At 68.8% G+C, this 25,280-nt stretch carries 25 protein-coding genes; 10 read left to right on the forward strand and 15 right to left on the reverse strand.

Annotation, left to right across the window (positions count from 1 at the left end):
- The gene (locus tag KHB019_RS08145) at nucleotides 1–1,530 is read left to right on the forward strand and encodes an FAD-dependent oxidoreductase (protein WP_337458621.1); all 1,530 of its coding nucleotides are present in this window, start codon (nucleotides 1–3) and stop codon (nucleotides 1,528–1,530) included.
- Here KHB019_RS08145 and KHB019_RS08150 read toward each other — a convergent pair.
- The 3 genes from KHB019_RS08150 to KHB019_RS08160 are packed head-to-tail and all read right to left on the reverse strand — an operon-like array spanning nucleotide 1,524 to nucleotide 3,545.
- Complete coding sequence (locus KHB019_RS08150; RefSeq protein ID WP_337458622.1) at nucleotides 1,524–2,336, reverse strand: nitroreductase family protein; 813 nt, start codon at nucleotides 2,334–2,336, stop codon at nucleotides 1,524–1,526. The genes KHB019_RS08145 and KHB019_RS08150 overlap by 7 nt on opposite strands.
- Before the next feature lie 3 nt (nucleotides 2,337–2,339).
- Complete coding sequence (locus KHB019_RS08155; RefSeq protein WP_337458623.1) at nucleotides 2,340–2,714, reverse strand: hypothetical protein; 375 nt, start codon at nucleotides 2,712–2,714, stop codon at nucleotides 2,340–2,342.
- Nucleotides 2,715–2,762: 48 nt separating this feature from the next.
- Complete coding sequence (locus KHB019_RS08160; RefSeq protein ID WP_337458624.1) at nucleotides 2,763–3,545, reverse strand: MerR family transcriptional regulator; 783 nt, start codon at nucleotides 3,543–3,545, stop codon at nucleotides 2,763–2,765.
- 265 nt (nucleotides 3,546–3,810) lie between these two features.
- Between KHB019_RS08160 and KHB019_RS08165 the strand changes: the two genes are divergently transcribed.
- Both KHB019_RS08165 and KHB019_RS08170 read left to right on the forward strand, forming a co-directional pair.
- Nucleotides 3,811–4,650: a DUF4097 family beta strand repeat-containing protein gene (locus tag KHB019_RS08165; RefSeq protein WP_337458625.1), complete on the forward strand. Its 840-nt coding sequence runs from the start codon at nucleotides 3,811–3,813 to the stop codon at nucleotides 4,648–4,650.
- Nucleotides 4,647–5,279, forward strand: a complete 633-nt coding sequence (locus KHB019_RS08170) for a PadR family transcriptional regulator (RefSeq protein ID WP_337458626.1) — start codon at nucleotides 4,647–4,649, stop codon at nucleotides 5,277–5,279. Before KHB019_RS08165 ends, KHB019_RS08170 begins: the two co-directional genes overlap by 4 nt.
- Nucleotides 5,280–5,285: 6 nt before the next feature.
- Here KHB019_RS08170 and KHB019_RS08175 read toward each other — a convergent pair whose 3' ends face one another.
- The gene (locus tag KHB019_RS08175; RefSeq protein ID WP_230101685.1) at nucleotides 5,286–5,828 is read right to left on the reverse strand and encodes a universal stress protein; all 543 of its coding nucleotides are present in this window, start codon (nucleotides 5,826–5,828) and stop codon (nucleotides 5,286–5,288) included.
- 151 nt (nucleotides 5,829–5,979) lie between these two features.
- On the opposite strand from KHB019_RS08175, the gene KHB019_RS08180 reads away from it, so the two are divergent.
- Nucleotides 5,980–6,168, forward strand: coding sequence for a DUF3073 domain-containing protein (locus KHB019_RS08180; protein WP_230101686.1), 189 nt, complete (start codon nucleotides 5,980–5,982; stop codon nucleotides 6,166–6,168).
- 67 nt (nucleotides 6,169–6,235) lie between these two features.
- Here KHB019_RS08180 and KHB019_RS08185 read toward each other — a convergent pair whose 3' ends face one another.
- From KHB019_RS08185 to purM, 3 genes are read right to left on the reverse strand one after another with little or no spacing between them, the layout of a single operon-like run.
- On the reverse strand, nucleotides 6,236–7,555 hold the full coding sequence (locus tag KHB019_RS08185) for an MFS transporter (RefSeq protein WP_337458627.1): 1,320 nt from the start codon (nucleotides 7,553–7,555) through the stop codon (nucleotides 6,236–6,238).
- The gene (purF, locus tag KHB019_RS08190) at nucleotides 7,552–9,024 is read right to left on the reverse strand and encodes an amidophosphoribosyltransferase (protein WP_230101688.1); all 1,473 of its coding nucleotides are present in this window, start codon (nucleotides 9,022–9,024) and stop codon (nucleotides 7,552–7,554) included. Before purF ends, KHB019_RS08185 begins: the two co-directional genes overlap by 4 nt.
- Nucleotides 9,025–9,046: 22 nt before the next feature.
- Nucleotides 9,047–10,171: a phosphoribosylformylglycinamidine cyclo-ligase gene (purM, locus tag KHB019_RS08195; RefSeq protein ID WP_325472280.1), complete on the reverse strand. Its 1,125-nt coding sequence runs from the start codon at nucleotides 10,169–10,171 to the stop codon at nucleotides 9,047–9,049.
- Nucleotides 10,172–10,267: 96 nt separating this feature from the next.
- Between purM and KHB019_RS08200 the strand changes: the two genes are divergently transcribed.
- Nucleotides 10,268–10,873, forward strand: coding sequence for a zinc-binding alcohol dehydrogenase (locus tag KHB019_RS08200; protein WP_337458628.1), 606 nt, complete (start codon nucleotides 10,268–10,270; stop codon nucleotides 10,871–10,873).
- 87 nt (nucleotides 10,874–10,960) lie between these two features.
- Here the strand turns inward: KHB019_RS08200 and KHB019_RS08205 are convergent, their stop codons facing one another.
- Genes KHB019_RS08205 through KHB019_RS08215 form a run of 3 tightly spaced genes read right to left on the reverse strand, consistent with a single transcriptional unit; the run spans nucleotide 10,961 to nucleotide 15,119 of the window.
- A complete protein-coding gene (locus tag KHB019_RS08205; RefSeq protein WP_230101691.1) occupies nucleotides 10,961–11,275 on the reverse strand; it encodes a potassium transporter Trk in 315 nt (104 codons plus the stop codon).
- Nucleotides 11,276–11,303: 28 nt separating this feature from the next.
- Complete coding sequence (locus KHB019_RS08210; protein ID WP_337458629.1) at nucleotides 11,304–12,125, reverse strand: siderophore-interacting protein; 822 nt, start codon at nucleotides 12,123–12,125, stop codon at nucleotides 11,304–11,306.
- Nucleotides 12,126–12,128: 3 nt separating this feature from the next.
- A complete protein-coding gene (locus KHB019_RS08215) occupies nucleotides 12,129–15,119 on the reverse strand; it encodes an HtaA domain-containing protein (RefSeq protein WP_337458630.1) in 2,991 nt (996 codons plus the stop codon).
- A gap of 168 nt (nucleotides 15,120–15,287) precedes the next feature.
- On the opposite strand from KHB019_RS08215, the gene KHB019_RS08220 reads away from it, so the two are divergent.
- Genes KHB019_RS08220 through KHB019_RS08230 form a run of 3 tightly spaced genes read left to right on the forward strand, consistent with a single transcriptional unit; the run spans nucleotide 15,288 to nucleotide 18,252 of the window.
- Nucleotides 15,288–16,412, forward strand: a complete 1,125-nt coding sequence (locus KHB019_RS08220; protein WP_325472277.1) for a heme/hemin ABC transporter substrate-binding protein — start codon at nucleotides 15,288–15,290, stop codon at nucleotides 16,410–16,412.
- Nucleotides 16,409–17,482, forward strand: coding sequence for a FecCD family ABC transporter permease (locus KHB019_RS08225; RefSeq protein WP_230101695.1), 1,074 nt, complete (start codon nucleotides 16,409–16,411; stop codon nucleotides 17,480–17,482). Before KHB019_RS08220 ends, KHB019_RS08225 begins: the two co-directional genes overlap by 4 nt.
- Complete coding sequence (locus KHB019_RS08230) at nucleotides 17,473–18,252, forward strand: heme ABC transporter ATP-binding protein (RefSeq protein WP_230101696.1); 780 nt, start codon at nucleotides 17,473–17,475, stop codon at nucleotides 18,250–18,252. The genes KHB019_RS08225 and KHB019_RS08230 overlap by 10 nt, the downstream gene beginning before the upstream one ends.
- A gap of 9 nt (nucleotides 18,253–18,261) precedes the next feature.
- Here KHB019_RS08230 and KHB019_RS08235 read toward each other — a convergent pair whose 3' ends face one another.
- On the reverse strand, nucleotides 18,262–18,630 hold the full coding sequence (locus tag KHB019_RS08235; RefSeq protein ID WP_325472276.1) for a sterol carrier family protein: 369 nt from the start codon (nucleotides 18,628–18,630) through the stop codon (nucleotides 18,262–18,264).
- 21 nt (nucleotides 18,631–18,651) lie between these two features.
- Nucleotides 18,652–19,140 carry a hypothetical protein gene (locus tag KHB019_RS08240; RefSeq protein WP_337458631.1) on the reverse strand — a complete coding sequence of 163 codons (489 nt, stop codon included), beginning with the start codon at nucleotides 19,138–19,140 and terminating at the stop codon, nucleotides 18,652–18,654.
- Nucleotides 19,141–19,197: 57 nt separating this feature from the next.
- Here KHB019_RS08240 and KHB019_RS08245 point away from each other — a divergent pair, with 57 nt between their 5' ends.
- Both KHB019_RS08245 and purD read left to right on the forward strand, forming a co-directional pair.
- The gene (locus KHB019_RS08245) at nucleotides 19,198–19,881 is read left to right on the forward strand and encodes an NUDIX hydrolase (protein WP_337458632.1); all 684 of its coding nucleotides are present in this window, start codon (nucleotides 19,198–19,200) and stop codon (nucleotides 19,879–19,881) included.
- 32 nt (nucleotides 19,882–19,913) lie between these two features.
- The gene (gene purD, locus KHB019_RS08250; protein WP_337458633.1) at nucleotides 19,914–21,191 is read left to right on the forward strand and encodes a phosphoribosylamine--glycine ligase; all 1,278 of its coding nucleotides are present in this window, start codon (nucleotides 19,914–19,916) and stop codon (nucleotides 21,189–21,191) included.
- Nucleotides 21,192–21,209: 18 nt separating this feature from the next.
- On the opposite strand, the gene KHB019_RS08255 is transcribed toward purD, so the two are convergent.
- The 3 genes from KHB019_RS08255 to KHB019_RS08265 all read right to left on the reverse strand — a co-directional run bounded on the left by KHB019_RS08255 (nucleotide 21,210) and on the right by KHB019_RS08265 (nucleotide 25,018).
- Nucleotides 21,210–22,388 (reverse strand): ROK family transcriptional regulator, encoded by a 1,179-nt coding sequence (locus KHB019_RS08255; RefSeq protein ID WP_337458634.1) that lies wholly within the window; start codon nucleotides 22,386–22,388, stop codon nucleotides 21,210–21,212.
- Between the two features lie 84 nt (nucleotides 22,389–22,472).
- The gene (locus KHB019_RS08260; protein WP_230101702.1) at nucleotides 22,473–23,522 is read right to left on the reverse strand and encodes an ABC transporter permease; all 1,050 of its coding nucleotides are present in this window, start codon (nucleotides 23,520–23,522) and stop codon (nucleotides 22,473–22,475) included.
- A complete protein-coding gene (locus KHB019_RS08265) occupies nucleotides 23,519–25,018 on the reverse strand; it encodes a sugar ABC transporter ATP-binding protein (protein WP_325472274.1) in 1,500 nt (499 codons plus the stop codon). The genes KHB019_RS08260 and KHB019_RS08265 overlap by 4 nt, the downstream gene beginning before the upstream one ends.
- Between the last annotated feature and the right edge of the window lie 262 nt (nucleotides 25,019–25,280).

A 25,280-nucleotide genomic window follows, 5' to 3' on the forward strand; every position in this document is an offset into this window, starting at 1 on the left:
ATGACTCCGCTGTGGAAAACCCTCCCCTCCGCGTCTCAGGGCACACCGTTCGCACCGGACGCGCACCATGACGTGATCGTCGTCGGCGCCGGCCTCACCGGCCTGTCCACCGCGGTGATGCTCGCACGCGAGGGCCGGGACGTCGCGGTCGTCGAGGCCGGGGCGATCGCCGAGCTCGCATCGGGCGGAAACACCGGCAAGCTCTCGGTGCTCCAGGGGGATCGACTGTCTCGGATACGCCGTCACCATCCCGCATCCCTCGTCCGGGCGTACGTGGACGCCAATCGCGCCGGCATGCGGTGGCTCACGTCGTTCGCCGATGAGGCCGGCGTCCCGTACCTGCGCCGGACCGACCACTCCTATGCGGCGAGCACCGACGGAATGGATGCACTGCAGCGCGTCCATGATGCGGCTCGGGAGGCGGGGCTGCCCGTGCGGATGCTGGCGGCGGGCGACCTGTCGACATCGCCGTTCCCGGCGGCGGGCGCCGTCGCGCTGGACGATCAGGTGACGATCGATCCCGTCCGGGTCGCGCAGGCGCTTGTCGGCGAGCTGCTCGCAGCCGGAGGCACGCTGCACACCGGCGTTCGCGTGATCGGCACTCACGCACTGCCGCACCCGCGGATTCAGACGGCAGCGGGTTCGCTGTTCGCCGACCACGTCGTGCTCGCGACCGGCACTCCGACGATCGACCGCGGTCTGTACTTCGCCAAGGTCCGCGGAATGCGGTCGTACTGCGTCTCGTTCCGCGTTCCCGGCCGGCTTCCAGAGGCGACCTTCATCTCGATCGACGGTCAGACCCGGTCGATCCGCCCGGTCTCCGATTCCGACGGTCCCGCCGGAACAGCCCAGCTCGTCGTGGGCGGCAGCGGCCACCCTGTCGGTCGATCCGACGGCGAGAAGGCAGCGGTCGAGGATCTCATCGAATGGACAACGCGGTTCTTCCCCGGTGCGGAGGAGACCCACCGGTGGTCGGCGCAGGACTACGAGTCGCACAATCTGATCCCGTTCGTGGGAGCGATGCCCCGCAGCCTCGGGCGAATCCGATTCGCGACCGGCTATGCGAAGTGGGGACTGTCGAACGCCCCGGCGGCAGCGCTGCGCCTCACCGCCGAGATCCTCGGCACGCCCCGCCATGAGCGCTCGCGCTGGATGACGACGATCGGCACGCGCCTGACCGTGCCGGCCGATCTCGGGCGCGGCGCGATCGAAGGCGCCAAGGTCGCCGCAGAACTCGCATCAGGGTGGAGGGATGCCGAATCGACGTCCGTTCCGGTCGCGCGTCCCTCCGAGGGCCACGGCGTCGTCGCGAACACGTCAGGCCGTCCGGTGGGCGTCTCCACGGTCGACGGCGTCACCAGGGCGGTCGACGCGGTGTGCACCCACCTCGGCGGCGTGCTCGACTGGAACGACGCCGAATGCACCTGGGACTGCCCGTTGCACGCCTCGCGCTTCGCGCCAGACGGCACACGCATCGAAGGACCGGCGGTACGCGATCTGAAGAGCCGACCGCATCACGGCGGTCAGTGATCGGCGTCTGCAGGCGGAGCATCCCAGCCCTGCTGCGGCGTCTCGCATGTCTCACGGAAGACGTACTGCGACACCAGCCGACGCTGGCTGCTCGACCAGTCGATGGCGGGGCGGCGCTGCTCCGGCGGCAGATACCCCAGCCGGTACACCGCCATCAGCTCCAGCTCGTCCGGAACCTGCAGCAGACGGACGATCTCGTCCCAGCGCCCTGGCACCTCCATCGGGAAGGAGATGAACTGGATGCCCATGCCGAGCTCGACGGTGGTGAGCCAGATGTTCTCCATCGCAGCGCCCATGCTGAACACCGAGTAGAACGACGACAGTTCGCCCGGCCGGTACTCGCTGCGATCGAGCATCACTCCGAGAAGCAGCGGTGACCCGGCGACGAGCTTGCGATTCTCCTCGCCGAGAGTGCGAGGAACGCCGAACGCGTTCATGAGCTTCTGCCCGCGCTTGGTGAACACCTGCCCCGTGAAGGGGCGGAGCGCCGCGGGCAGCTTGTCGAACAGCATCCCGCTGCGCTTGTCGTCCATCTCGGCCTGGCTGAAGCGGAAGTAGGGCTTGTAGCGCTCGAAGAAGGTGCCGTTCGACATCGCCTCCGTCATGCTCTCGCCCGAGATGCGTGCGATCTCGTCTATCGTCTCTGGGCTCTCGATGATGACGAAGCGCCAGGGCTGACTGTTCAGCTGCGACGGCGCACGGCCGGCCGCCTCGAGCAGGATCCGCTGGTCCTCCTCCCTGACCGGATCGGGCAGGAAAGCGCCGTTCGTGGTCTTGCGGCGGCGGATCGCATCGAGTAGTTCCATCGTTCAGTTCCTGTCATCGGGACGGTACGCGCGAATGAGACCCGCTATGACGAACGGGGCAGCGCTGAGTGCGACGATCGGATGCCGACGACCGCGCGTTCCCGCGAAGGCGACTGCGGTGAGGGGGACAGCGGCGGGTGCGAGAGCCAGCGCGGCGGAGCGGCTCGCGCGGCGCGGCTCGCCCCACCATGCCGCACTGAGTGCGGCGGCTGCGGCCGCGCAGGTGGCGATGTACAGCGCGTGATGCAGCCACCGAAAGCGGCTCGTGTCGATGAGCTTCGCCGCGACAGCCGACCCGAGCAGGCAGTTCGCGGTGTACATCAGCGCCGCGGCGGCGAAGACCGGTGCAGCTGTCGCCACTCCCGGTCTCACGCGCATGTCACGACCATACGCTCCGGTCGCCGGGCCGGGGCGTTCAAAGAGCGATCAGAGGTTCGCCTCGGCGTAGATGCGCAGCGCGTCGCGGACGAACTCCGCGCCGCGGGTGCCGCCGTCGGCCGTGGCGTAGTTGGCGCCGAAGCGCGGGTCGGCGACGTACATCTCGCCGAGACCGGTGACGTAGGCCTTCACGTCGCCGCCGGGGACGGATGCCGGGGTGCCAGGCACGCCCGTCAGCCAGTCAATGTGCCGCTTGGCGAGCGCCTGCGCCTCATCGGACCCCGGGTCGACACCGCTCTCGGCGGCGGCGATCCAGTCGCGGCCGAGGTCGGAGACGAGCTGCTGCCACTCGGCGCGCTCGGCATCCGTCATCCCCCGCCACCAGCGGTCGCTGTCGGCGTACGCCTTGTTGCCCCAGCGTTCCTCGACCTCTTCCTTGTACTGGGTGTGGTCGAACCCGTCGAACATGTTCTCTGCCATGAGAGATTCACCTGCTTTCAATGCGTTGATGGTGGTCTCGACCGACGCGATCTGCCGCGTCAGCCGGTTCTGCTCCTCGCGCAGGTACGCGAGGTGCGTCTCGAGAGCGGATGCTTCGTGTGCACCCTCGCGGGCGAGCACCTCTCCGATCTGCGGCAGCCCGAGCCCGAGCTCACGCAGCAGAAGGATCCGCTGCAGGCGGACGAGGGCTGCCTGGTCGTAGTGCCGGTAGCCGTTGTGCGCGATGCGCGATGGGGCGAGCAGTCCGATATCGTCGTAGTGACGCAGTGTCCTGCTCGTGGTTCCCGCCAGTCGGGCGATCTCCTGGATCGACCAGTCAAGTGCGCTCATGGCTTCCTCCGTTCTCGATGTCTCCACCGTAGAAGTTGACGCTACGTCAAGGTCAAGCTGCTCGGCGAAGCTGCTCGTGGAGGGCAGCGCACTCGCATCCCTACCGAATGCACGCGTCCTCGATCTCACGCGCTGAGGCCCGCCCCACGCACGACCGACGCACGGGAATTCAGATCCCCCTTGACAAACTCGCGATATATCGTGTTACCCTTCTTCAACGCGATATATCGCGATCACGAACCCCGTGACGACCAAGGAGAACCCCATGACCGAGAAGTGGCTCATCGCCCCCGGCGAGGAACGCGTCATCGACATCGCCCAGGCCACCCGACTCAAGGTCGGTCTGGTCGGCGGACAGGTGGACGTCATCGCCCACGACGAACCCGGCATCCGCATCGAAGTGAGCGGCGTGACCGTGAAAGACCTCCGGATCGAATCCGACGGCACCCAGATCGAGATCGACCACCCGCAGCTGGGCTGGGACAACTTCCTCGAGGTGTTCCGCAACTTCGGCTCCGGTGGGCCTCGCGCAGAGGTCAGCGTCGCCGTCCCCCGCAGCATCGCCCTGAACCTGGGTGTCGTCAGCGCCGGCGCACTCGTGTCCGGCCTCGCGAACGACGCACGTCTCAACACCGTCTCCGGCGACATCATCGTCGACACCCACTCGGGTGATCTGACGTTGAACTCCGTCTCCGGCGACGTGCAGGTGCGCGGCCTGACCGGCGCCGCGAACGCGAACAGCGTCTCAGGCGACGTCGCACTCACCGGCTCCGTCCGCAAGGCGACCGTCGACACGGTCTCCGGAAGCATCTGGGTGGATGCCACCGGTGCCGTCAACACGATCAACCTGAACACCGTCTCCGGCAACAGCACGATCCGTCTCGAGGAGACGCTGCCGGCGAACTACGTGGTGCGCTCCATGAGCGGCCGCGTGACGATCGACGGCGTCGACCGCGGAACCTCCGGACCGACGAACTTCACCGGTTCGACCGGCGAGCTCGCCGGATCGTTCGTCGACGTCCGCTCGAACTCGGTATCGGGCGACACGACGGTGCTGCGCAGCGCGCTCACCACCGTCGCAGACGACGAGGAGTGGGACTCATGACCCCGGCCGTCTTCTCGCACGGCGACCTGCGTCTGTACCTGCTGTCGCTTCTGGCCGAGGCGCCGCAGCACGGCTACGGCATCATCCAGGCTCTGACCGATCGCACCGGCGGCACCTACACGCCGAGCGCCGGCACGATCTACCCTCGGCTCGCGAAGCTCGAGGAGGAGGGCCTGGTCTCCAAGACCGTGGACGGCCGCACCACCATCTACGCGATCACGGATGCCGGGCGCGCTGAACTCGCCGGCCGCGAGGGCGACCTCGCGGGCATCGAGTCGGGTCTTGCCGACTCCGTGCGGCTGATCGCCAACGAGGTGCGCCAGAGCGTGCAGGATGCGATGAAGAGCCTTCGGGCCGATCTCGCCGCTGCTGCGAACGACGAGCGCGCGTCGGCCAAGGCGCGGCCGTCGACCGCACGACCGATGAACGACGAGCGGGTCACCAGCCGTGAGCACCTTCATCGGGCAGATGCCGCGGTGAACGCGTTCCGCGCCCAGGTGCGCACCGATCTGCGGACGCATGTCGCCCGTGGCGGAGCGCTCGCAGAGCAGGTCGTGACCGAGCTCGAGGGCGCCCTGGACGCCGCGGCGAAGGCCGTCACCCGAGCGCTCAACTCTTCCGACCGCTGAGGGAGCCTACTCGGTCCAGATCTCGGCCTGGTCGTCGGGAACGGCATCCTCCAGCGGCACCACGAGCACGGAACGGTGCTGACGGTGCGCCAGGCGGGCGGCGACCGATCCGGTGAAGAACTCGCGGATCGACTCGCCGAGGCCCCGCTTGCGGGTGCCGACGACGATGAGCTGAGCGTCGAGCTTGTTCGCCAGCTGCTTGATCGCCAGAGCGGGGTCGCCGACGAGCTGACGGGCGGTCCAGTTGAGGCCGCTGTCGCGCAACGACGTGGCAGCGGCCGCCTGGACTGCCTCGAACTCGGCGGCGCCGGCCTCGATGTTCAGGTCGATCGGCGCCGAATGCACATAACCGTCCGGATCCTCGTAGGTGACGAAGCGCGTGACGTCCACGTGAGCGATGACCAGGGGCGCACTCAGCAGCTTCGCGTACCGCGCGGCTTCGTCGAGGACGTGGGACGACTGGTCGGGTTGCATCCCCACGATGACGGCCTTCTGAAGCGCGGCGTTCTGGGCCAGTTCGTCGGACGGGGAGGAGGTTGCGTCAGTCATTGAGAATCGTTCCCTTCACCTGCCGGCGAAGGCCAGAGGACCTGGCCCTCGTGCTATTCTGAATGCTACTCTTACCGGCCGCACGCCGGTGTCGTGAAATGCCCCGGGCGCTCGATCGCCCGGCAGCTGAACTCGTTAGGGGGTCTCGCGCATGGGCCGTGGCCGTCAGAAGGCGAAACACACCAAAATCGCCCGCGAACTCAAGTCGTACAGTCCTTCGGTGAACTACTCCGCGCTCGAGCGCGAGCTGGCTCACCCGTCGGATGACGAGAACGCCTACGTCGACAAGTGGGCCGACGAGTACGCGGACGAAGACGAAGACGAGCTCGAGAAGGCCTGACCTCTCGGCATGCTCGACCCCGTTGCCTCGGCAACGGGGTCTTTGTCGTCTCCGCCGATCCGGCTGATCACCAGCGTCCGTACCGGGCCTCCCACTCGTCCTCGATCGTGCGCCGGCGCCCCGCGATGAGTCCGAACGGGATGGCGACGACGAGGACGATTCCGATCGTCACGATGGGCAGCGTCCACGCGCCGGTGCTCTCATGCAGAACGCCGATGAGAAGCGGGAAGACCGCGGCGAAGACGTAGCCGGTGCTCTGCACGAAACTGCTGAGCGCGACGGCGCTCTCGGGAGTCCGAGCACGGATGCTGATGAGCACCAGCGCCAGCGGGAACAGCACGCCCACGACGCCGAAGATCGCGACCCACAGCCACACGGTGGCCTCGTTCGAGAAGAGCAGAAGGCCCGCGGCGCCGACGAGTCCGCACGTCACCGCCACGACGAACAGCGACCGGGTGGCCTGGAATCGCACCACCAGCACAGGAACGAGGAGCGACGCCGGAAGCCCCATCACGGCGAACAGCGACAGCAGCAGGCCGGCGATCGACGGAGACACTCCGGCGAGATCGGTCACGATGGCGGGCAGCCAGGCGAACGACACGTACGCCATGGTCGACGAGGTGCCGAACACCACGGCGATGGCCCAGGCGAGCGGCAGTCGCAGCAGCCGTGAGAAGGCGCGCGTGTTCGCCGCGGCGACGGCGATCGGTCCGGTGGCGAGTTCTGCTGGGTCCTGCTCGCGTTCCGGGGCGACGGTTCGGGATGCCGCGGACACGGGACCCGGCATCCCGGCCGTCCGCCCCGTGACGAGCATCAGGATCCACGGCACGGCGCCTGCGATCGCGAACACGCCCCACAGTCCGAGGGAGACGCGCCATCCGGCGGCATCCGCGACGGGAACCGCCACCAGCGGCGGAAGGAACGTCGACAGCGCCATTGCGGTCGTGTAGAGCGTCATCATCATCCCGAGCCGGTCGGGGAAGTACTTCTTCACCAGCGGCGGAAGGAGGATGTTGCCCATACCGACGCCGGCGAAGATCAGCGCAGACGTCAGCAGCAGCGGAACCGCTCCTCCCGAGAGACCGCGGAGGATGAGTCCTGCCGCGATGACGACGAGAGCGATGACCGTGACCCGCTCGAGGCCGAGCCGCCGCTCGAGCAGCGGCGTGCACAGGCCGAAGATCGCGAAGCACACCGGCGGGGCGGTGCCGATGAGTCCGACGATCGCCGTCGGCAGCGCGAAGTCGGCCGACACATGGTCGAGCAGGGGCGAGAGCGAAGCGACCGCCGAGCGCAGCGAGAACGCGCACAGCAGGATCCCGAGAATCGCGAGTGCTCGCCCTCGCCACAGCGGCCGGGGGATCGAGGTGTTCACAGACCCGGTCACGAAGACTGGGAGCTCTCCACCCACTCGAGGTATTCCTCGGTGACGGTGCCGGTTACGTAGCGCCCGTCGAAGCAGCTCATGTCGAGGTCGGTGACATCCGAACCCTCGATGATGGCTGCCTTGAGGTCTTCGACCTCCTGGTAGACGAGGTGGTCGACGCCGAGCTCCTGGGCGATCTCCGGGATCGTGCGCCCATGGGCGATGAGCTCGTGCTTCGAGGGCATGTTGATGCCGTAGACGTGCGGGTACCGCACGGGAGGAGCGGCTGATGCGAAGGTGACGGAGAGGGCGCCGGCATCCCGAGCCATCTGGATGATCTGCTTGCTCGTCGTTCCACGCACGATCGAGTCGTCGATCAGCAGCACGTTCTTGCCGCGGAACTCGCTGGACATCGCGTTGAGCTTCTGGCGGACGCTCTTCTTGCGCACCGCCTGCCCCGGCATGATGAAGGTGCGTCCGACGTAGCGGTTCTTGTAGAAGCCCTCGCGGTACTCGATGCCGAGCTTGCGGGCGACCTCCATGGCCGACGGGCGAGCGGAGTCCGGGATCGGCATGACGACGTCGATCTTGTCGCGCGGCACGTGCTTGGCGATCGTGTCGGCGAGGCGCTCCCCCATCCGCAGTCGCGACTCGTAGACGGCGATGCCGTTCATGATCGAGTCGGGGCGGGCGAGGTAGACGTACTCGAACGCGCACGGGAACAGGCTCGGGTCGGCGGCGCACTGCTGCGTGAACAGCTCGCCCTGCTCTGTGATGAACACCGCCTCGCCGGGTGCGACCTCGCGGACGACCTCGTAGTCGGCGTTCTCGAGCACCAGCGACTCGCTCGCGACGATCCACTCGTCGCGCTTCTCGCCGTCGGCATCCTTGCCGTCACGACGTCCGAGGATCAGCGGACGGATGCCGAACGGGTCGCGGAACGCGAGCAGGCCGTAGCCCGCGATCACGGCGATCACCGCGTAGGCGCCCTCGATCCGCTCGTGCGTGCGGCTGACGGCCTCGAAGATGCGCTCGGGGTCGAGGTCGACATCGGAGGTCGTGGCCTGCAGCTCGCCGGCGAGCACATTCAGCAGCAGCTCGGTGTCGCTGGAGGAGTTGAGGTGACGGCGATCGCGCTGCGCCATATCGGCGGTGAGTTCACGGGTGTTGGTGAGGTTGCCGTTGTGGATGAGGACGATGCCGTAGGGCGCGTTCACGTAGAACGGCTGCATCTCCTCCTCGCTGGATGCCGTGCCCTTGGTGGCGTAGCGGACGTGACCGAGGCCGACGTTGCCGAGCAGGGAGCGCATGTCACGAGTGCGGAACGCCTCGCGCACCATCCCCTCGGCCTTGGCCGTGTGCATGACGCCGTTCGGCTCCGCTGTCGCGATGCCCGTGGCATCCTGACCGCGGTGCTGCAGGAGGAGCAGCGCGTCGTAGATGTCCTGATTGACCGGGCCGCCTGCGACCGCTCCGACGATTCCGCACATGGGGTGTTGTCTGATCCGTTCTTCAGTGACTGCGGGCGCTGTCCGAGTACGCGCCGACCAGACGGACCGCACCGCCGTCGACGCCCTTGGCGCCCTCTTCGAAGTCTCCGGCCGGTCGCGCGCCGGTGGAGACCGTCGCGACCTGCCAGGCGTCGATGCCTTCGCCAGCGAGGGCTGCGATCGCGGCGTCCTTGCGAGCTCCGTCGATCACGGCGAGGAAGCCGATGCCGAGGTTCCAGGTGCCCTCCGCCGACTCCAGGGTGGAGCCGGCGATGTCGCTGAGCACGCGGAAGACCGGGCTCGGTGACCATGTCGAGCGGTCGACTTCGGCCCAGCTGCCGACCGGCAGCACACGGGCGAGGTTCGCAGCGATGCCTCCGCCGGTGACGTGGCTGAGCGAGTGGATGCTGCCCTCGGGGAGCGCGTCGATCAGGCGCAGCAGCGGCAGCGTGTACAGGCGGGTGGGCTCGAGGAGGGCCTCGCCCCACGTCCGACCGAAGTCGGCGGCGTTGTCGCCGTAGCCGATCCCGGCGTTCGTGATGATGTGACGCACGAGCGAATAGCCGTTGGAGTGCAGTCCGCTGGATGCCAGGGCGAGGACGATGTCGCCGTCCTCGACGCGGTCGGCCCCGAGCACGGCATCCGCCTCGACGACGCCCGTCGCGGCGCCGGCGACGTCGTAGTCGCGGGGGCCGAGGAGTCCGGGGTGCTCCGCGGTCTCGCCGCCGACGAGCGCCGTGCCGGTCGCGGTGCACGCGTCGGCGATGCCGCGGACGATGTCGGCGATGCGCTCGGGGACGACCTTGCCGCACGCGATGTAGTCGGTCATGAAGAGGGGCTTCGCACCCACCACGACGATGTCGTCGACGACCATGCCGACCAGGTCCTGCCCGATCGTGTCGTGTTTGTCGATGGCCTGCGCGATCGCGACCTTCGTGCCGACGCCGTCGGTGCTGGTCGCGAGCAGCGGCTTGGTGTAGCCGAGCAGCGCGCTCGCATCGAAGAGGCCGGCGAAGCCGCCGACTCCCCCGAGCACTTCGGGGCCGTGCGTCGCGCGCACGGACGACTTCATCAGCTCGACGGCGAGATCACCGGCAGCGGTGTCGACACCGGCTTCGGAATAGGGATTGGTGGAGGAGGCAGCCACGAGACCAGACTACCGGCCGCGGGAGGCCCCGACTTTCGCATTGCGTCCAGGCTGAGGGCCTCGCCGACGACGGATGGACCTCCATAGGATGGGGCCATGGCCGACAAGCCGCAGTGGTTGATCCGCGAAGACGCCGGGGTGCCGGTGCTGATCGCGCTCGCGCTGCGGCAGATGCTCGGCATCCGCGTGCCGGACGACCTCCCTGCGCTGCGCGATCTGCAGGTGCGCGCTCCGGATGCCGTCGACGCGACGCCCGCGCTCGAAGCGCAGTGGCGCGAGTACTGGGACATGACCGTCGAACCGCGCGCGCATCCCTCTGATGTGCCGCTCGAGCTGATCGAGGGATTCGACACCCTGGTGGCTCTGCCTGCCACCGGTGCCGACGAGCTCCGCGAGGCGATAGCGCCGCTCGCGCCGGCCGCTCTGCTGTACGCGCAGAAGGCCCGCAAGCGATACTTCGACACCATGAAGACGGCCACCGGCGGCGGCGCCTACCGTGCGTATGCGAGCGCGATCGCCGAGTTCGAGCGCGAGGTGGGGCGGCGGGCTCACTCATTCGAGCTGAACGTGCAGGTGCTGCCGTTCTCGCAGCGCGGTATCTGGTGGATCGGCGCACTCACGGTCGCCGTCACGGACGGGATGCGACGCGACGTCGTGGCCTTCGACTCGGCCATCCGGCCGATCATCGGCGAACTGGCTTAGCGCGATCGATCCCGATGCTGGATGCTTTTCGTCGGTGTCGCGCGCTCAGAACCGACGAAATGCATACGGCATGGCGCAGCGCAGCAGTCAGTCCTGCTCGATGACCGTCTCGCGGTCGACGCGCACGACACGGTCGTGGCGGCGAGCGATCCGCTCGAGCACGATCGCGACGACTCCGCCGAGGGCGATGCCGATCGGCACCGTCCACAGCAGCGCGAACCCGAAGACCTGGCCCGGCGGGTAGACGACGTCGAGTGTCGTCGACGGCTCGTAGCTGCCCACCATGGTCAGGATGCCGGCGGCGATGATGCCGAGCACGACGCCGATCGCCATGAACACGCCGTAGCGCGGCACACGCCGAACGGTCGCTTCGACGGTCTCACGGGGTTCGGGGGAGGACATGCCTCCATTCTCCCACAGGAGCCGCGCCTCAGATCTGGCCGATCGCCTCGCGCTTCTCCGCCTGGAACGCGTCCTCGCGGCGCCCGAGCGCCCAGTACGCCGACAGCGACAGCTGTGTGCGGTCGAGCCCTCGGTCATCGGTCAGGTGCGGTCGGAGCCGCTTCATCGCCCCGCGCTCACCGTGCGCGAAGACCTGCACCCGGCCTCCTGACCATTCCAGCCCGCGCACCGCGTCGACCAGCAGGTCGGTGGTGCCAGCAGCCCGCTCTCCGCGGTGCAGCCAGCGGACCTCGATGCCGGCCGGCGCCGTCAGCTCGAGCTGCTCCGACTCGTTCTGCACCTCGAGCAGCGCGAAGCCGGTGGCATCGCTCGGCATCGCCTCGAGCGCGGACGAGATGGCGGGGATCGCCGACTCGTCGCCGACGAGCAGGTGCCAGTCGGCCGCGGCATCCGGGGCGTATCCGCCACCGATCCCACCGAGCACGACAGGGTCACCGGGTTCGGCGTTCGCCGCCCACGGACCTGCGACGCCCTCATCGCCGTGCGTGACGAAGTCGATCCAGACCTGCCCCGCCTCGAGGTCGAAGCGGCGGATCGTGTAGGTGCGACGCGTCGGCAGCATGTCGATCGGCAGCTGTTGGCGCAACTGCTCCATGTCATACGGAGGCGTGATCCCCGCCTCGGCGGGCGCGAACAGCATCTTCGTGTAGGCGTCGGCGAAGCCGTTGTCCTCGACGCCCGCGATGCCGGGGCCGCCGGCGACGATCCGCACGAGGTGCGGCGTCAGCCGGATGCGCTCGATGACCTCCAGCACGATCTGCGGACGCTGTGGACGCTGGGTGGATGCCATGGTTCAATCCTCGCTGACGATCGCGGATGCCGCAGCACGGCGTCGCTGCACGGCGACCCCTGTGCCGATTCCGGCGCCGACGACGAGCAGGCCGATGACGATCCACGCCCAGACCGGGAAGCCCTCGCTCGTCGAGATCGGCTCGATCGCCGCGGTGACGACCGGGGTCTCCTCGGCCCCCGCCTCGTCAGTCGCCGGCACCGCACCGCAGTCCGCCCCGACCGGGATCGAGAACGACACCGGGTCGAACGACTCCCCTGCCGCATAGGTTCCGAAGGCCGCGGCCCCGGCGTCGGTCAGTGTCGTGGCCGCAGCGTCCAGCGTCAGCACACCGTCTGCGGTGGCGGCATCCGCCATCGAGAACTCGACGAAGCGCACGCCCTGCGCGTCCACCGCCTCGCCGCCCTGGGTGGTGCCGCTGATGTCGAAGACGATGTACCCCGTGTCGCCGGCGAGCTCGATGCGCGCGTCGCTCATCCGGGTGTCGAGAGCGCCGTCGTGTCCGTGGAAGGCGATCGTGCCGCCGAAGTCCGCGAGGCCCGCGCCGGATTCGTCGTCGTAGGAACCGGTGCCACCTGCCCACACGAACTCGGGGAACTCGTAGGCCACATCAGTGAGATCCCATCCGCCGTGGGCGATGCCCTCGATGTAGTTGCGGAAGCTCTCCTTGTATCCCCAGTTCAGCGTCGCGCCATCGACCGTGCATTCGCCGATCGCTGCGGTCGCAGCACGGTCGAGGGTGAACGCGAGCCCACGGTCGACGGAGCCCTGGAACGTCAGCGTGTGCTCGCCGTCCTCGAGGGTCGCCGGCAGCGATCCGGTCCACGTGGCGACGCCGTTCGCGTCCGCTTCGACAGTGCCGAGCAGCACCGGCGTCGAGTAGACGACGACCTGGATGTCCTGCTCACCCGAGGCGAATCCGGATGCTGTGACCGTCGCCGTCGCGCCGGACTGCAGCGCATCGAGAGCGTCGGCGTCAGCGTCGATGCCCGTCGTCGCGGGCGGCGCAGCAGGGATCTCGGCCTTCGGGTTCACGGATGCCGCCGCCACCGTGCCGACCGTCCCGTTCGGCGCGGGGGCAGGGGTTCCGATCGTGAAGGTGACGGGGTTCAGTGCCGTGCTGAAGCCGCTGAGCACCTGGTCACGACCCGCCGCGGTGAGCATCGCCGGTACGGCGGTATAGGTGACTGCGCCGTCAGCCGACGTCCTCGCTCCTCCCGCGAGATTCAACGTGGCGAAAGCGACCCGCGATCCGGCGTGGGTGAGGTAGAGCGTGGCCGTGGATGCCGAGGTGATCTCGACGCGCGGGCTGGAGACCGTCACGTCCAGTGCCCCGTGGTGGCCGGTGAACCGGACCGAGCCGTTGTAGCCGACCGCGCCGAGCCCCGTGGACGGCTTGTAGGTCGTACCCGTCGCCTGCCCGAACTGGAACTGGCTTCCCGAGCGGGTCGCCCCGCCCGAGACGAAGATCTCACCCTGCGCGATGGGGCCGGTGACGTAGTTCGCGAACGCTGACGAGATCGCCCAGCGCAGCGATCCACCTGCGACCGGCTTAGCCGGGGTCACCGGAGGCTTCGGCGGGCCCGTGGGCTCGGTGGGCGGCGTCGGCTTCTCGCCCTTCAGCTTCTGCCACTGCTCAGCGGTGATCGTGACGTCGCCGCGTGCGTGAATGGTGTCGATGTTCGGCATCGTGTGCTGCTGCCAGACGAGCACCTCGTACGTCTTCGACGCATCGAGCGTTTCGCCTGCGGCGACGAGCTCGGTCGTGAAGGCGCCGCCGGTGATGGTGCGCACGTACTGCATCGCGAGGAACCCGCCGCCGGCGGTCACCTCGGCCTCTGTACCCTTCTCGATCAGCGCGGCGTAGACGCCGGGGACGCCGACGAAGCCCTGCCCCGAGGCGGTCACGACGAGGTCGGTGCCGTCGACGGATGCCGAGTTCGACATGGTCGTCTCGGGCTCGGGCTTCGGCTCGGTCGAGTAGTTCACCGGGATGCTCTGCTCCTGCGCGGCGTTCGTCACGCCGCCCGCACCGTAGGTGTAGACGCCGTACGAGCCGCCCTCCGGGGCCGCGGGAGCGCCCTTCAGCGTCAGCGTCGCGCGGAACGTTCCGTCGTCAGCGATGTTGACCCACTGGGCACGGATCGCGCCCTGGTACTGGGACGGGACCTGGTCGAGGACGCCCCCGGCCAGCGCCCACAGCTGCGAAGCGACGGAGCGGGCGCTGGATGCTGCGCCCTTGGACGGTTGCCAGTTCGCGGCGAAGTCGCCGAACACGACGTACGTGCCCTGCGGCAGCGTGTTCGGGATCGGTACGCCACGGCCGCCCACGTTCGCGGCGGGGTCGTAGCCGGTGCCCTGGACGACGATCTCGTCCCCGGCGTACAGCTCGGCGTCGCCGACGGGGGTCACGCCATCGGCGAGGAAGACCTGCAGGGCCGGCTCGAAGACCGGCTCCGGCTCGGGCTCAGGTGTGGGTTCCGGTGTCGGCTCGGGCGTCGGCTCTGGCTCTGGCTCTGGTGCCGGTGGGAACACGGCATCCCATTGCGCGTCCGAGATCTGCACGACCGAGCGGCCGTAGAGGTTCTCCGGCGTGAACGCGCTGTGCTGCTTCCAGATGACGACCTCGTAGGTCAGCGCACGATCCAGCTTCGCGGCGGGAGCGGTCAGCGTGAAGGTCGTCGATCCGGCGCTCACCGCCGGGAACGGCAGGGCGAACGCCACGTACTGCATGCTGTTGAGCGCCTCGTCCTCGCCCTGCACGATGAGGGCGGCGTACGCGCCGGTCACGCCTTCGGAGAGCCCTGACCCCGCTACCGCGATGGTCACGCCTGATTCGGACGCCGCCGTGACCTGCGGAGCGACCGTCGCGCTGTCAGCGGCGAAGGCCGCCGGAGCGGTCAACGTGCCGAACAGTGTCATGAGCACGGCGAGCAGGCCCGCCAGCGCCGTTCGTGTGCGACTGCTCGTCGCGGGGGACTCAGGGTGATTCACGGATGCCTCCAGGCGTGCGGTCGCGCTGTCGATGCCGGGCGCGACGAGGGGCCCCTCTTCAGGGGCCGGATGCTGCTGCGGGTGAATGTGGTTAGGCTTAGCTAACCTACGTTTCTGACCATAGACTGATCATCGTCTCCACGTCAAAGGTTAGGACAGGCTTTCCTAATGCGCTCGCGTCTCCCTCTGCTCATCGCGGCCGTCCTCGTCGCCGCTCTCACCGGCTGCACGGCCCCGGCTGCGACCGCGAACCCCGAGCAGGCGGCATCCGGTTCCTGCCCCGCGGCCGCACAGCAGCTGTCCGACCTGCAGCTCGTCGATGACGTGCGCGCGGCGACCGGCGGCTCCACCGCCTGCCTGCCGAACCATGCGATCGCCCCGGTCGCCGATACGACCGCTCCGAAGCTCCCTGTCACCGTGACCGACGCGGAGGGTCGCGAGGTCGAGGTGACGGATGTCGATCGCATCCTCGCGATCGACATCTCCGGCACGATCGCGTCGACGGTGTTCGCGCTCGGGATGGGCGACAACGTGGTCGGGCGCGACTCGTCGACGACGTTCGACGGCACGGAGGATCTGCCCGTCGTGACCAAGACCGGCCACTCGCTGAACCCCGAAGCGATCCTCGAGCTCGCGCCGACCGTCATCCTCACCGACACGACGATCGGGCCCAAGGAGGTGCGTCAGCAGCTGCGCGACGCCGGCATCCCGATCGTCATCGTGTCCGACGAGCTGAGGTTGGAGACCACCGATCAGCTCATCACCGAGGTCGCCTCAGCCCTCGGCATCCCATCGCGGGGCGAGGCCCTGAGCGCGCAGGTCGAGGGGGATCTCGACGCCGCCCTCTCCGAGATCGCGCCCGTCATCCCGCCCGATCCGGCCGACCGTGCTCGCATGCTCTTCCTGTACGTCCGCGGCAGTGCCAACGTGTACTACATCTTCGGCAAGGACTCCGGAGCGGACGCGCTCATCGAATCCGTCGGCGGCATCGACGTCGCCGGCGAGATCGGCTGGGAGGGCACCAAGCCGATGACCGCCGAGGCACTCGTCGCCGCGCAGCCCGACGTACTGGTGATGATGACCGACGGGTTGGAATCGGTCGGCGGCATCGACGGGCTCATCGAGCGAGTCCCTGCCGTCGCCCAGACGCCGGCCGGCGTGAACCGGCGGGTGATCGACATGGCGGATGCCGAGATCCTCAGCTTCGGGCCGCGATCGCCCGAGATCGTCCGGGCGATCGCACGCGCCCTGTACGCCCCGGCCTCTGGCGCGACCGGCGAGACCGCCGAATGACGGGCGAGGTCGTCACCGCGACGCCGACCCGGCATCGCGGGCTGCGCTTCGCCGTGGTCACGACGATTCTCGTGATCGCCCTCGTGATCACCTGCCTGGTGTCGCTCGGGAGCGGCCAGTACTCGCTGTCGCCGACCGAGATCGTCGGCATCCTGCTGCGCGAGATCGGCGTCCCGTCCGGGTGGGCGCCGGATGATGCCTCAGCGAGCGGGGTGATCCTCAGCATCCGGCTCCCCCGTCTCGTTCTCGGCGTGCTCGTGGGGGCGGCGCTTGCGGTCTCGGGCGTGCTGATGCAGGCGATCTTCGGCAACCCGCTCGCGGATGCCAGCGTCGTGGGCGTCTCGTCGGGCGCAGCGCTCGGCGCCGCGGCCAGCCTCACGTTCGGGCTCGCGACGTTCGGGATGTGGACGACGCCGGCCATGGCGTTCATCGGCGGCCTCGTGGCGGTGTTCGCGGTGTACTTCATCAGCCGATCAGGCGGGCGGACCGAAGTCGTGACGCTGCTGCTCACGGGTATCGCGATCAACGCGATCGGCGGGGCGGGCATGGCTTTCCTGACGTTCCTGGGCACGACGTCGACGCGCGAGCAGATCGTCTTCTGGCAGCTCGGTTCGCTGAACGGCGCGCTCTGGCCGAACATCGCGATCGTCGCTCCGCTCACCGCTGTGGGGATCGTGGTGGCGCTGCTCGTCGCTCACCGCCTCGATCTCTTCGCCCTCGGCGAGCGCACCGCCCGCCATCTCGGCCTCAACGTCGAACTGCTGCGGATCATCGTGATCGTCACGGTCGCCGTGCTCGTGTGCGCGGCCGTCGCGTTCGCGGGGATCATCGGCTTCGTCGGTCTCGTCATCCCGCACCTCATGCGCATGCTGATCGGCCCGGCGCACCTGCCTCTGATCATCGCGTCGACGGCGGGTGGCGCGCTGCTGATCGCGCTCGCCGATCTCGTCGCGCGCACCGTGGTGCCGCTGGCCGACATGCCGATCGGCATGATCACCTCGCTCGTGGGCGGACCGTTCTTCCTCTGGCTGCTCGTGCGAACGCGACGCCGATCGGGAGGATGGGCGTGAGCGTGCTGACGGCATCCGGAATCACGGTCCGCCCCGTCTCAGGTGCGAAGCCGATCCTCGAGGACGCGGCGATCGAGGTGCGGGCCGGCGAGGTGCACGCGCTCGTCGGGCCCAACGGCGCCGGCAAATCGACGCTGTTCGGGGTGCTGGCGGGGGATGTCGCACCCGAGGCCGGGTCGGTGTCGATCGATGGACGGTCGGTGCGCGCCATGCGTCCGCGCGAGCTCGCGCGGACGCGGGCCGTGCTGCTGCAGGAGAACGCGGTGTCGTTCCCGTTCTCAGCCGAGCAGGTCGTGCGGATGGGGCGCGCGCCGTGGGCGCGCACGCCGAGCGAGGCGGATGACGATGCCGCTGTAGCCGCGGCGATGCGAGCGACCGAGGTCGATGGGCTCGCGCACCGCTCGGTGTCGTCGCTGTCGGGCGGAGAGCGCGCGCGGGTCGCGCTGGCTCGGGTGCTCGCGCAGGCGACGCCGATCCTGCTGCTGGACGAGCCGACGGCATCCCTCGATCTCAAGCATCACGAGGACGTCATGCGCCTGGTGCGCGCGAGCGCGGATGCCGGCGCCGCGGTCGCCGTCGTGCTGCACGACCTCAACGCTGCACTGGCGCATGCCGACCGTGTGACGCTGCTCACCGCCGGTCGCGTTGTCGGGACCGGGAAGCCGGCCGAGGTTCTCACGGCCGAGCGGATCGCCGAGGTGTACGAGCAGAGCGTCGATGTGTTCCCGCATCCAGCGACGGGAGTGCCGCTGGTCGTCGCCCGGCGGTAGGACCTGGGCTCAGGGTCGCAGCGGAAGAAGACCGTGCAGGTCGGCGCGGGTTCCGGATGCCTGCACACGGCCGGCCGCGACGGCATCGGCCCATTCCTCTTCACCGGTGGCGAGGGCGATCCAGGTCGCGGCATCCATCTCGATCACGTTCGGCGGCGTCCCGCGGGTGTGCCGGGGCCCCTGCACGACCTGCACCGCACCGAACGGCGGCACACGCACCTCGACGCTGTTGCCCGGCGCCTTCTCGTCCAGCAGCTGCAGCAGGTACCGCACGGCTGTCGCAAGTGCGGTCCGAGCGGGCTTCTCCCCCGACGCGGTCGCTGAGCGCACGGCATCCAGCGCAGGGCGCCCCTCGGCGGTGTCGATCTTGCGAGCCATCTGCTCAGCCTATGGCGGGCGTCACTTCTCCGCGCTCGGGCTCTCTGTACCGTGGACGGCCACAGCCCACCCGGCCGCTCCCTCGAAGCTGATCGCACTCGCGCCGACGGCGCTCACGCCGTCCATCGTCAGGTCGATCGTGTGTGGACTCTCGTCGCAGGGCACATCCTCCTCACGAAGGGTCGTGGCGCTGGTCACTCCCTCGAGCCGGACCTCGACGCTCACCCGATCCTCGCCGAAGCAGTAGACATCGGCATGAGACACACTCGCGTCGATGTCGTCCGCGAACGCCACGTGGATGGCGTCGAGATCTCCCCAGTCGAGAGCTGCGCCTCCGCGGAAACTGGTCAGCACGTCACCGCCGTCGATGTCCAAGTCATCCAGCCACTGCTGGACCTCCTCGGAGGTGTCCGACTGCGAATGCTGAGCCGAGCATCCGCTCAGAGCGATGCCGCCGCTCACCACGATCAGCGCGGCTCCGATCACAGCAGGTCCCCGCAGACGATTCATACCCCGGAGCATAGCGACGACCGCGCCGCGCGACGCGAGAGCGATTAGCCTCGAACCATGACCGACGACCAGCCCGCGCACGGCGCCCGCGCCGAGCTGCTCGCCGCAGCGCGCCGCGACGACTGGAATCCGCCGGCGCTGCCGCAGCTGCCGGAGGGCGTCCAAGCCCGAAGGTCGGCCGTTCTCGTGCTGTTCGGCGTGCTCGACAGCATCCCGGCGACGACGCCCGACGCCGCCGTCGCGAAGGACCTCGATGTGCTGCTGCAGCGACGCGCTCCGACGCTGTCGTCGCACCCGGGGCAGGTGTCGTTCCCCGGCGGCGGACGCGAGGCGGCCGACCGCGATGACATCGACACCGCGCTGCGCGAGGCCGAGGAGGAGACAGGGCTCGACCCGACCGGCGTCGAGATCCTCGCCGCGCTGCCCGCGCTCCCCCTGGCCGTCAGCAATCACCACGTCACTCCGGTGCTCGGCTGGTGGACGAAGCCCTCGAAGGTGGCGGCGGTGGATCACGCAGAGACCGTCGAGGTGTTCCGGGTGCCGGTGGCGCAGCTGCTCGACCCGGCGACGCGTTTCACGTCGACGATCACCCGTGCAGGCATGACCTTCAGGGGCCCGGCGTTCGACGTCGACGGCACGATCGTCTGGGGCTTCACCGCCATGGTTCTCGACCGGCTGTTCGACGCATGCGGGTGGACCGTGCCGTGGGATGCGACGGTCGAGCGGCCCGTCACCGTGTGACCGCAGCGGACACGGCTCGGTAGTCTGGACGGGTGAAGATCCTCGTCCTCGGTTCCGGTGCCCGTGAGCACGCGATCATCCTCGCCCTCAAGGCAGAAGGCGCCGGGCACGAGCTGTTCTGCTCCCCCGGCAACGCCGGCATCGCCGCGGACGCGACCCTCGTCACCGTCGACCAGCTCGACGGCCGGGCGGTCACCGCGTACGCCAACGAGCACTCCATCGACCTCGTCGTCATCGGTCCGGAAGCACCCCTCGTCGCCGGCGTCGCCGACGCCCTGCGCGAGCGCGGCATCCCCGTGTTCGGCCCCGGGAAGGCTGCGGCCCAGCTCGAGGGTTCCAAGGCATTCGCGAAGCGGGTCATGGATGCCGCCGGCGTGCCGACCGGACGCGCAGTGCGCGCAGCATCCGTCGCCGACGTCGAGGGCGCATTCGACGAGCTCGGCGCACCCTACGTCGTCAAGGCCGACGGGCTCGCAGCCGGCAAGGGCGTCATCGTCGCCTCCGACCGCGCCGAGGCGCTCGCGCACGCCGAGCACTATCTGCCCGCGGGTCCGGTGCTGATCGAGGAGTTCCTCTCCGGCCCCGAGGTGTCGCTCTTCTTCCTGTCCGACGGTGACTCCGTGCGGGCGCTCAGCCCCGCACAGGACTTCAAGCGCGCCTTCGACGGCGACGAAGGACCGAACACCGGCGGCATGGGCGCCTACTCGCCGCTGCCGTGGCTGGCCGAGCAGTTCGGCAGCGAGCGCGAGTTCGTCGACCTCGTCACCGAGCAGGTCGCCATGCCCGTCATCCGCCAACTGGATGCCGAGGGAACCCCGTTCATCGGCCTCCTCTACGCCGGCCTCATCCTCACCCCGGCGGGCGTGAAGGTCATCGAGTTCAACGCACGATTCGGCGACCCGGAGACGCAGATCGTGCTGCCGCGTCTGCGCACCCCGCTGTCGCAGCTTCTGCTGGCCGCGGCATCCGGGAATCTCGAAGGCCAGCCGCAGCCGGAGTTCTCCGACGACGTCGCGATCACGGTCGTGCTCGCGAGCGAGGGCTACCCGGAGGCTCCGCAGACCGGTCGCCAGATCGCAGGCCTCGCGGATGCCGCGAGCGTCGAGGGCGTGCGAATCGTCCACGCCGCGACGGCGGGACCGGATGCTCCGGGCGGCGACCTCGTCGCGACCGGGGGCCGCGTGCTGAACGTCGTCGCCGTCGGCACCGACTTCGCCACCGCTCGAGCGCGCGCCTACGACGCCATGGGGCGCATCAGCCTGGACGGCGCGCACTACCGCCACGACATCGCCGCGGCCGTCGCCGAATAGTTCGCGCGACGGCCCGGGTCAGTCGTCGAGGCCGAAGCTCTGCGGAAGGATCTCGGGCGACAGCGCGTACTCGACCGCGAGCATGCTCGCGCCTCGCACCGCGGCCTCGCCGGCGGTGACGGACTGCACGATCGCCAGGTGCTCGGTGGCGAGCGGCATCGACCGCGTGTAGACGACCTCGCGGACGCCGGCGATCAGGTGCTCGCCCACTCTCGCCATGGCGCCGCCGATCGAGATCACCGAGGGGTTGAGCAGGCTGACGGATGCCGTGAGCACCTCTCCGAGGTCGCGCCCGGCCTGCCGCACCGCCTGGATCGCCTCAAGGCTGCCGTTCTTCACGAGTTCGACGACGTCGTTGCCGTCCTTCGCCTCGATGCCCTTCGCCGTCAGCGACCGGGCGATCGCCGGTCCGGACGCCAGCGCCTCGAGGCATCCGGTGTTCCCGCAGTGGCAGGGCACATCGGCGCCTCGGGCGACCCGCACGTGCCCGAAGTCGCCGGCGATGCCCTGCGCACCGCGCAGCAGACGCCCGTCCGAGATGATCCCGGCACCGATACCGGTGGCGACCTTGACGAAGATGAGGTGGTCGGTGGCCGGCCAGGCGGCCGCCCGTTCGCCGAGCGCAGAGATGTTCACATCGTTGTCGACGAGCACGGGCACCTCGAGGTGCTGCTGCACCCACCCGGGAACGTCGAACGCGTCCCATCCAGGCATGATCGGAGGCTTCGCAGGCCTTCCCGTCGAGTACTCGACCGGTCCGGGGACGCCGACGCCGATGGCCGCGATCTGATCGTGCGCGAGCCCGGCCTCTGTGATCAGTTCGTTCGCGGTGTCGACCATCCAGGTCAGCACCGGCTCCGGCCCGAGGGAGACCGCCATCTGCCCGGTGCGCTCGGCGAGGATCGTGCCGGCGAGGTCGGTCACGGCCACAGTGGTGTGCGAAGCGCCGATGTCGGCGGCGATCACGACCTTCGCAGCCGGGTTCAGAGCGAACTGCGACGGCGGACGCCCACCGGTCGATGCGGCATCCGCCACCGGAGCGACGAGTCCCATGCGCATGAGCTCGTCGACGCGCGCCGCCACGGTCGAGCGGGCGAGACCGGACGATTTCGCCAGTTCGGCACGCGTACGCGGCACGCCGTCCCGCAGCAGCTGGAAGAGCTGACCTACACCGGCGACGCTGGGATTGCTGGGCATTCTTCCTCTGTGCTTCTCATGAAACGGCTGCCACCGACGCGTCGCGAGAGCGTCTGTTCACTTCTGGGGCTGGAATCGAAAAGTCTACGCGGTCGGCACATCCACGACCGAGCGCTTGCGGACCTTCTTGACGCGTCCCACGGCGAACTGCTGCTGCAGCAGCACCGCGATGACGATGATCACGCCCTTCGTGATCGCCTGCAGCGACGAGGACATGTTGTTCTGCACGAACACGTTCGACAGCGTCGCGAAGATCAGCACGCCGAAGACGGTGCCGGTGATCGTGCCGCGGCCTCCGATGAGGAGCGTTCCACCGACGACCACGGCGGCGATGGCATCCAGCTCGTAGAGGTTGCCGTGCGTGGAGGTGCCGGCGTTCGTACGGCCGAGGATCATGACCGCGGCGATACCCGCGGTCAGTCCGGACAGAGCGTAGAGCCACATGATGTGCTGCTTCACCTTGATACCGGCGAGGCGAGCGGCCTCGCGGTTGCCGCCGATGGCGACAGTGCGGCGGCCGAACGTCGTGCGGTTGAGGAGCAGCCAGCCGCCGACGGCGACGACGGCGAAGATCCACACGAGGATGTCGATGCCGAGCAGGTCGACGTTCATGGCCTTCAGGAAGTCGCGGTCGGACACGACGAGCGTGCGATTGTTCGCGAGCACCTCGGCGAGCCCTCGCGCGCCGACCAGCATGGCCAGGGTCGCCATGAACGCGGCGACCTTTCCGTAGGCGATGACGACGCCGTTGATCAACCCGGCCCCTACTCCGACGAGCAGGGCGATGATGACGGTGACGATCCAGTGCGACGACTTCGCGATGTCCTGGATCGCCGCGAGCGACGCCACGACGGATGCCAGCGCCAGCACCGCTCCGACCGAGAGATCGATGCCACCGGAGATGATCACGAATGTCATGCCGATGCTGATGACGCCGATGATCGACGCCTGGCGCAGGATGACCAGTGCGTTGCCGAAGTTGAAGAAGTTGTCGAACGCCGTGAGCATGCCGACCACGACGATGGCCAGCAGCGCCAGCACGAGGCCGATGTTGCGTCCCGCTGCACCCGAGAACAGCGCCTTCAGCGGCGACGGCTTCGGCTCAGCGGTGAGGGTCTGGGTCTGCTCGCTCACGCGGCGGTTCCTTTCATGACGAGATCGAGCACACCGTGCTCGTCGATCTCAGAAGCGGGAAGAGAGGTAAGCACGCGCCCGTCGCCGACGACGAGCACGGTGTCGGCCAGACCGAGGACTTCCTCGATCTCGCTCGAGATGATGACGATCGCGTGGCCGTCAGCTGCCAGGTTGCGGATCAGCGCGTAGATCTCGGCACGGGCACCGACGTCGACGCCTCTGGTCGGTTCGTCCAGCAGCAGGATGCGGCTGCCGTGCACCAGCCACCGCGAGAGCAGGATCTTCTGCTGGTTGCCGCCGGACAGGGTGCCGGCAGGCAGGTCGGGGTCGGCCGGTCGAAGCTCCATCGCCGCGATCTGCTCGCGAGCGATCCGGCGTTCGGCGCGCTCATCGAGCCAGCCGGCCTTCGCTTCACGGGAGAACGACGACATCGTGATGTTGCGGAAGATCGGCTCGCCGAGCACGAGGCCCTGCGACTTGCGCTCCTCGGGACTGAGTCCGAGTCCGGCGCGCACGGCGGCCGAGACCGAGCCGCGCGGCAGCGGCTTGCCCTCGACGCGCACCGTGCCCGAGGTGGAGGGTCGCGCTCCGTAGACGGTCTCGACGATCTCGGATCGGCCGGAGCCGACCAGACCGGCGAGTCCGATGATCTCGCCCGCGCGCACCGAGAACGACACGTCCTCGAAGACACCGGCCAGGCTGAGGTTCTCGACCTCGAGCAGCACCGGCGCATCCGCCGCGATCGGCGCAGCCGCCGGGAACACGTTCTCGACGACGCGGCCCGTCATGTGCTTGATCAGCGTCGGGGTCGGGGTGTCCGAGACCGGCAGGTTCGTGGCGGTGCTGGCTCCGTCCTTGAGCACCGTGATCCGATCGCCGATCGTGCGGATCTCTTCGAGACGGTGGGTGATGTAGATGACAGCGATCCCCTGTGCCGTGAGCTCCTTCACGACTCCGAACAGGTTGCGCACCTCTTCGGAGTCGAGCACGGCCGAAGGCTCGTCCATCACGATCAGCTTGATGTCGTGCGAGAGCGCTCTGGCCATGCTCACGATCTGCTTCTGCGCCGCACTCAGCGAGGCGACCTCCGCGTGCGGCGACAGCTTCTCGTGACCGAGCCGCTTCAGCAGAGCCCGCGTCTGAGCCGTGGTCTCGCTGCGACGGGTGAACCCTCCCCTGGACAGCTCGTGCCCGAGGAAGATGTTCTCGGCGACGGTGAGGTCGTCGACGACATCGAGCTCCTGGTACATCGTCGCGATGCCGAGATCGATGGCGGCCTGCGGGTTGTCGATCGTGACGACCTCGCCGTTCCAGCGCATCTCTCCGGCGTCGGGCTGGTGGACTCCGGCCAGCGTCTTGATCAGGGTCGACTTGCCCGCACCGTTCTGGCCGAGCAGGCAGTGCACCTCCCCCGCGCGGATCTCCAGGTCCACTCCGCGCAGCGCGCGGACAGCACCGAAGGTCTTCTCGACCCCGCGCATCTCCAGCAGGGGCATCTCCAGTAATGCCGACGTTTGGTCATCTTTGATCACGAGAGGACGATAACACAGGGCTTGACGGTTGTACGAGCCTGGGATCCTCCGCTCGACACGTACGACGTCACTGTTCAGACGTGTCCGATTGCCTTGATTTCAAGGGCCGCAAGAACTTTTGCGATTGTTCAAACAAAAGTTGCGCGAGTTGTTTCTGCTTCTGCTACATTGACCGTGTCCCCGCGACGCCGTGCAGTTCACCCGCGACGGCCGTGACGGACGCTGA

The sequence above is a fragment of the Microbacterium sp. KHB019 genome, from assembly GCF_037285405.1.
Classification (GTDB): domain Bacteria; phylum Actinomycetota; class Actinomycetes; order Actinomycetales; family Microbacteriaceae; genus Microbacterium.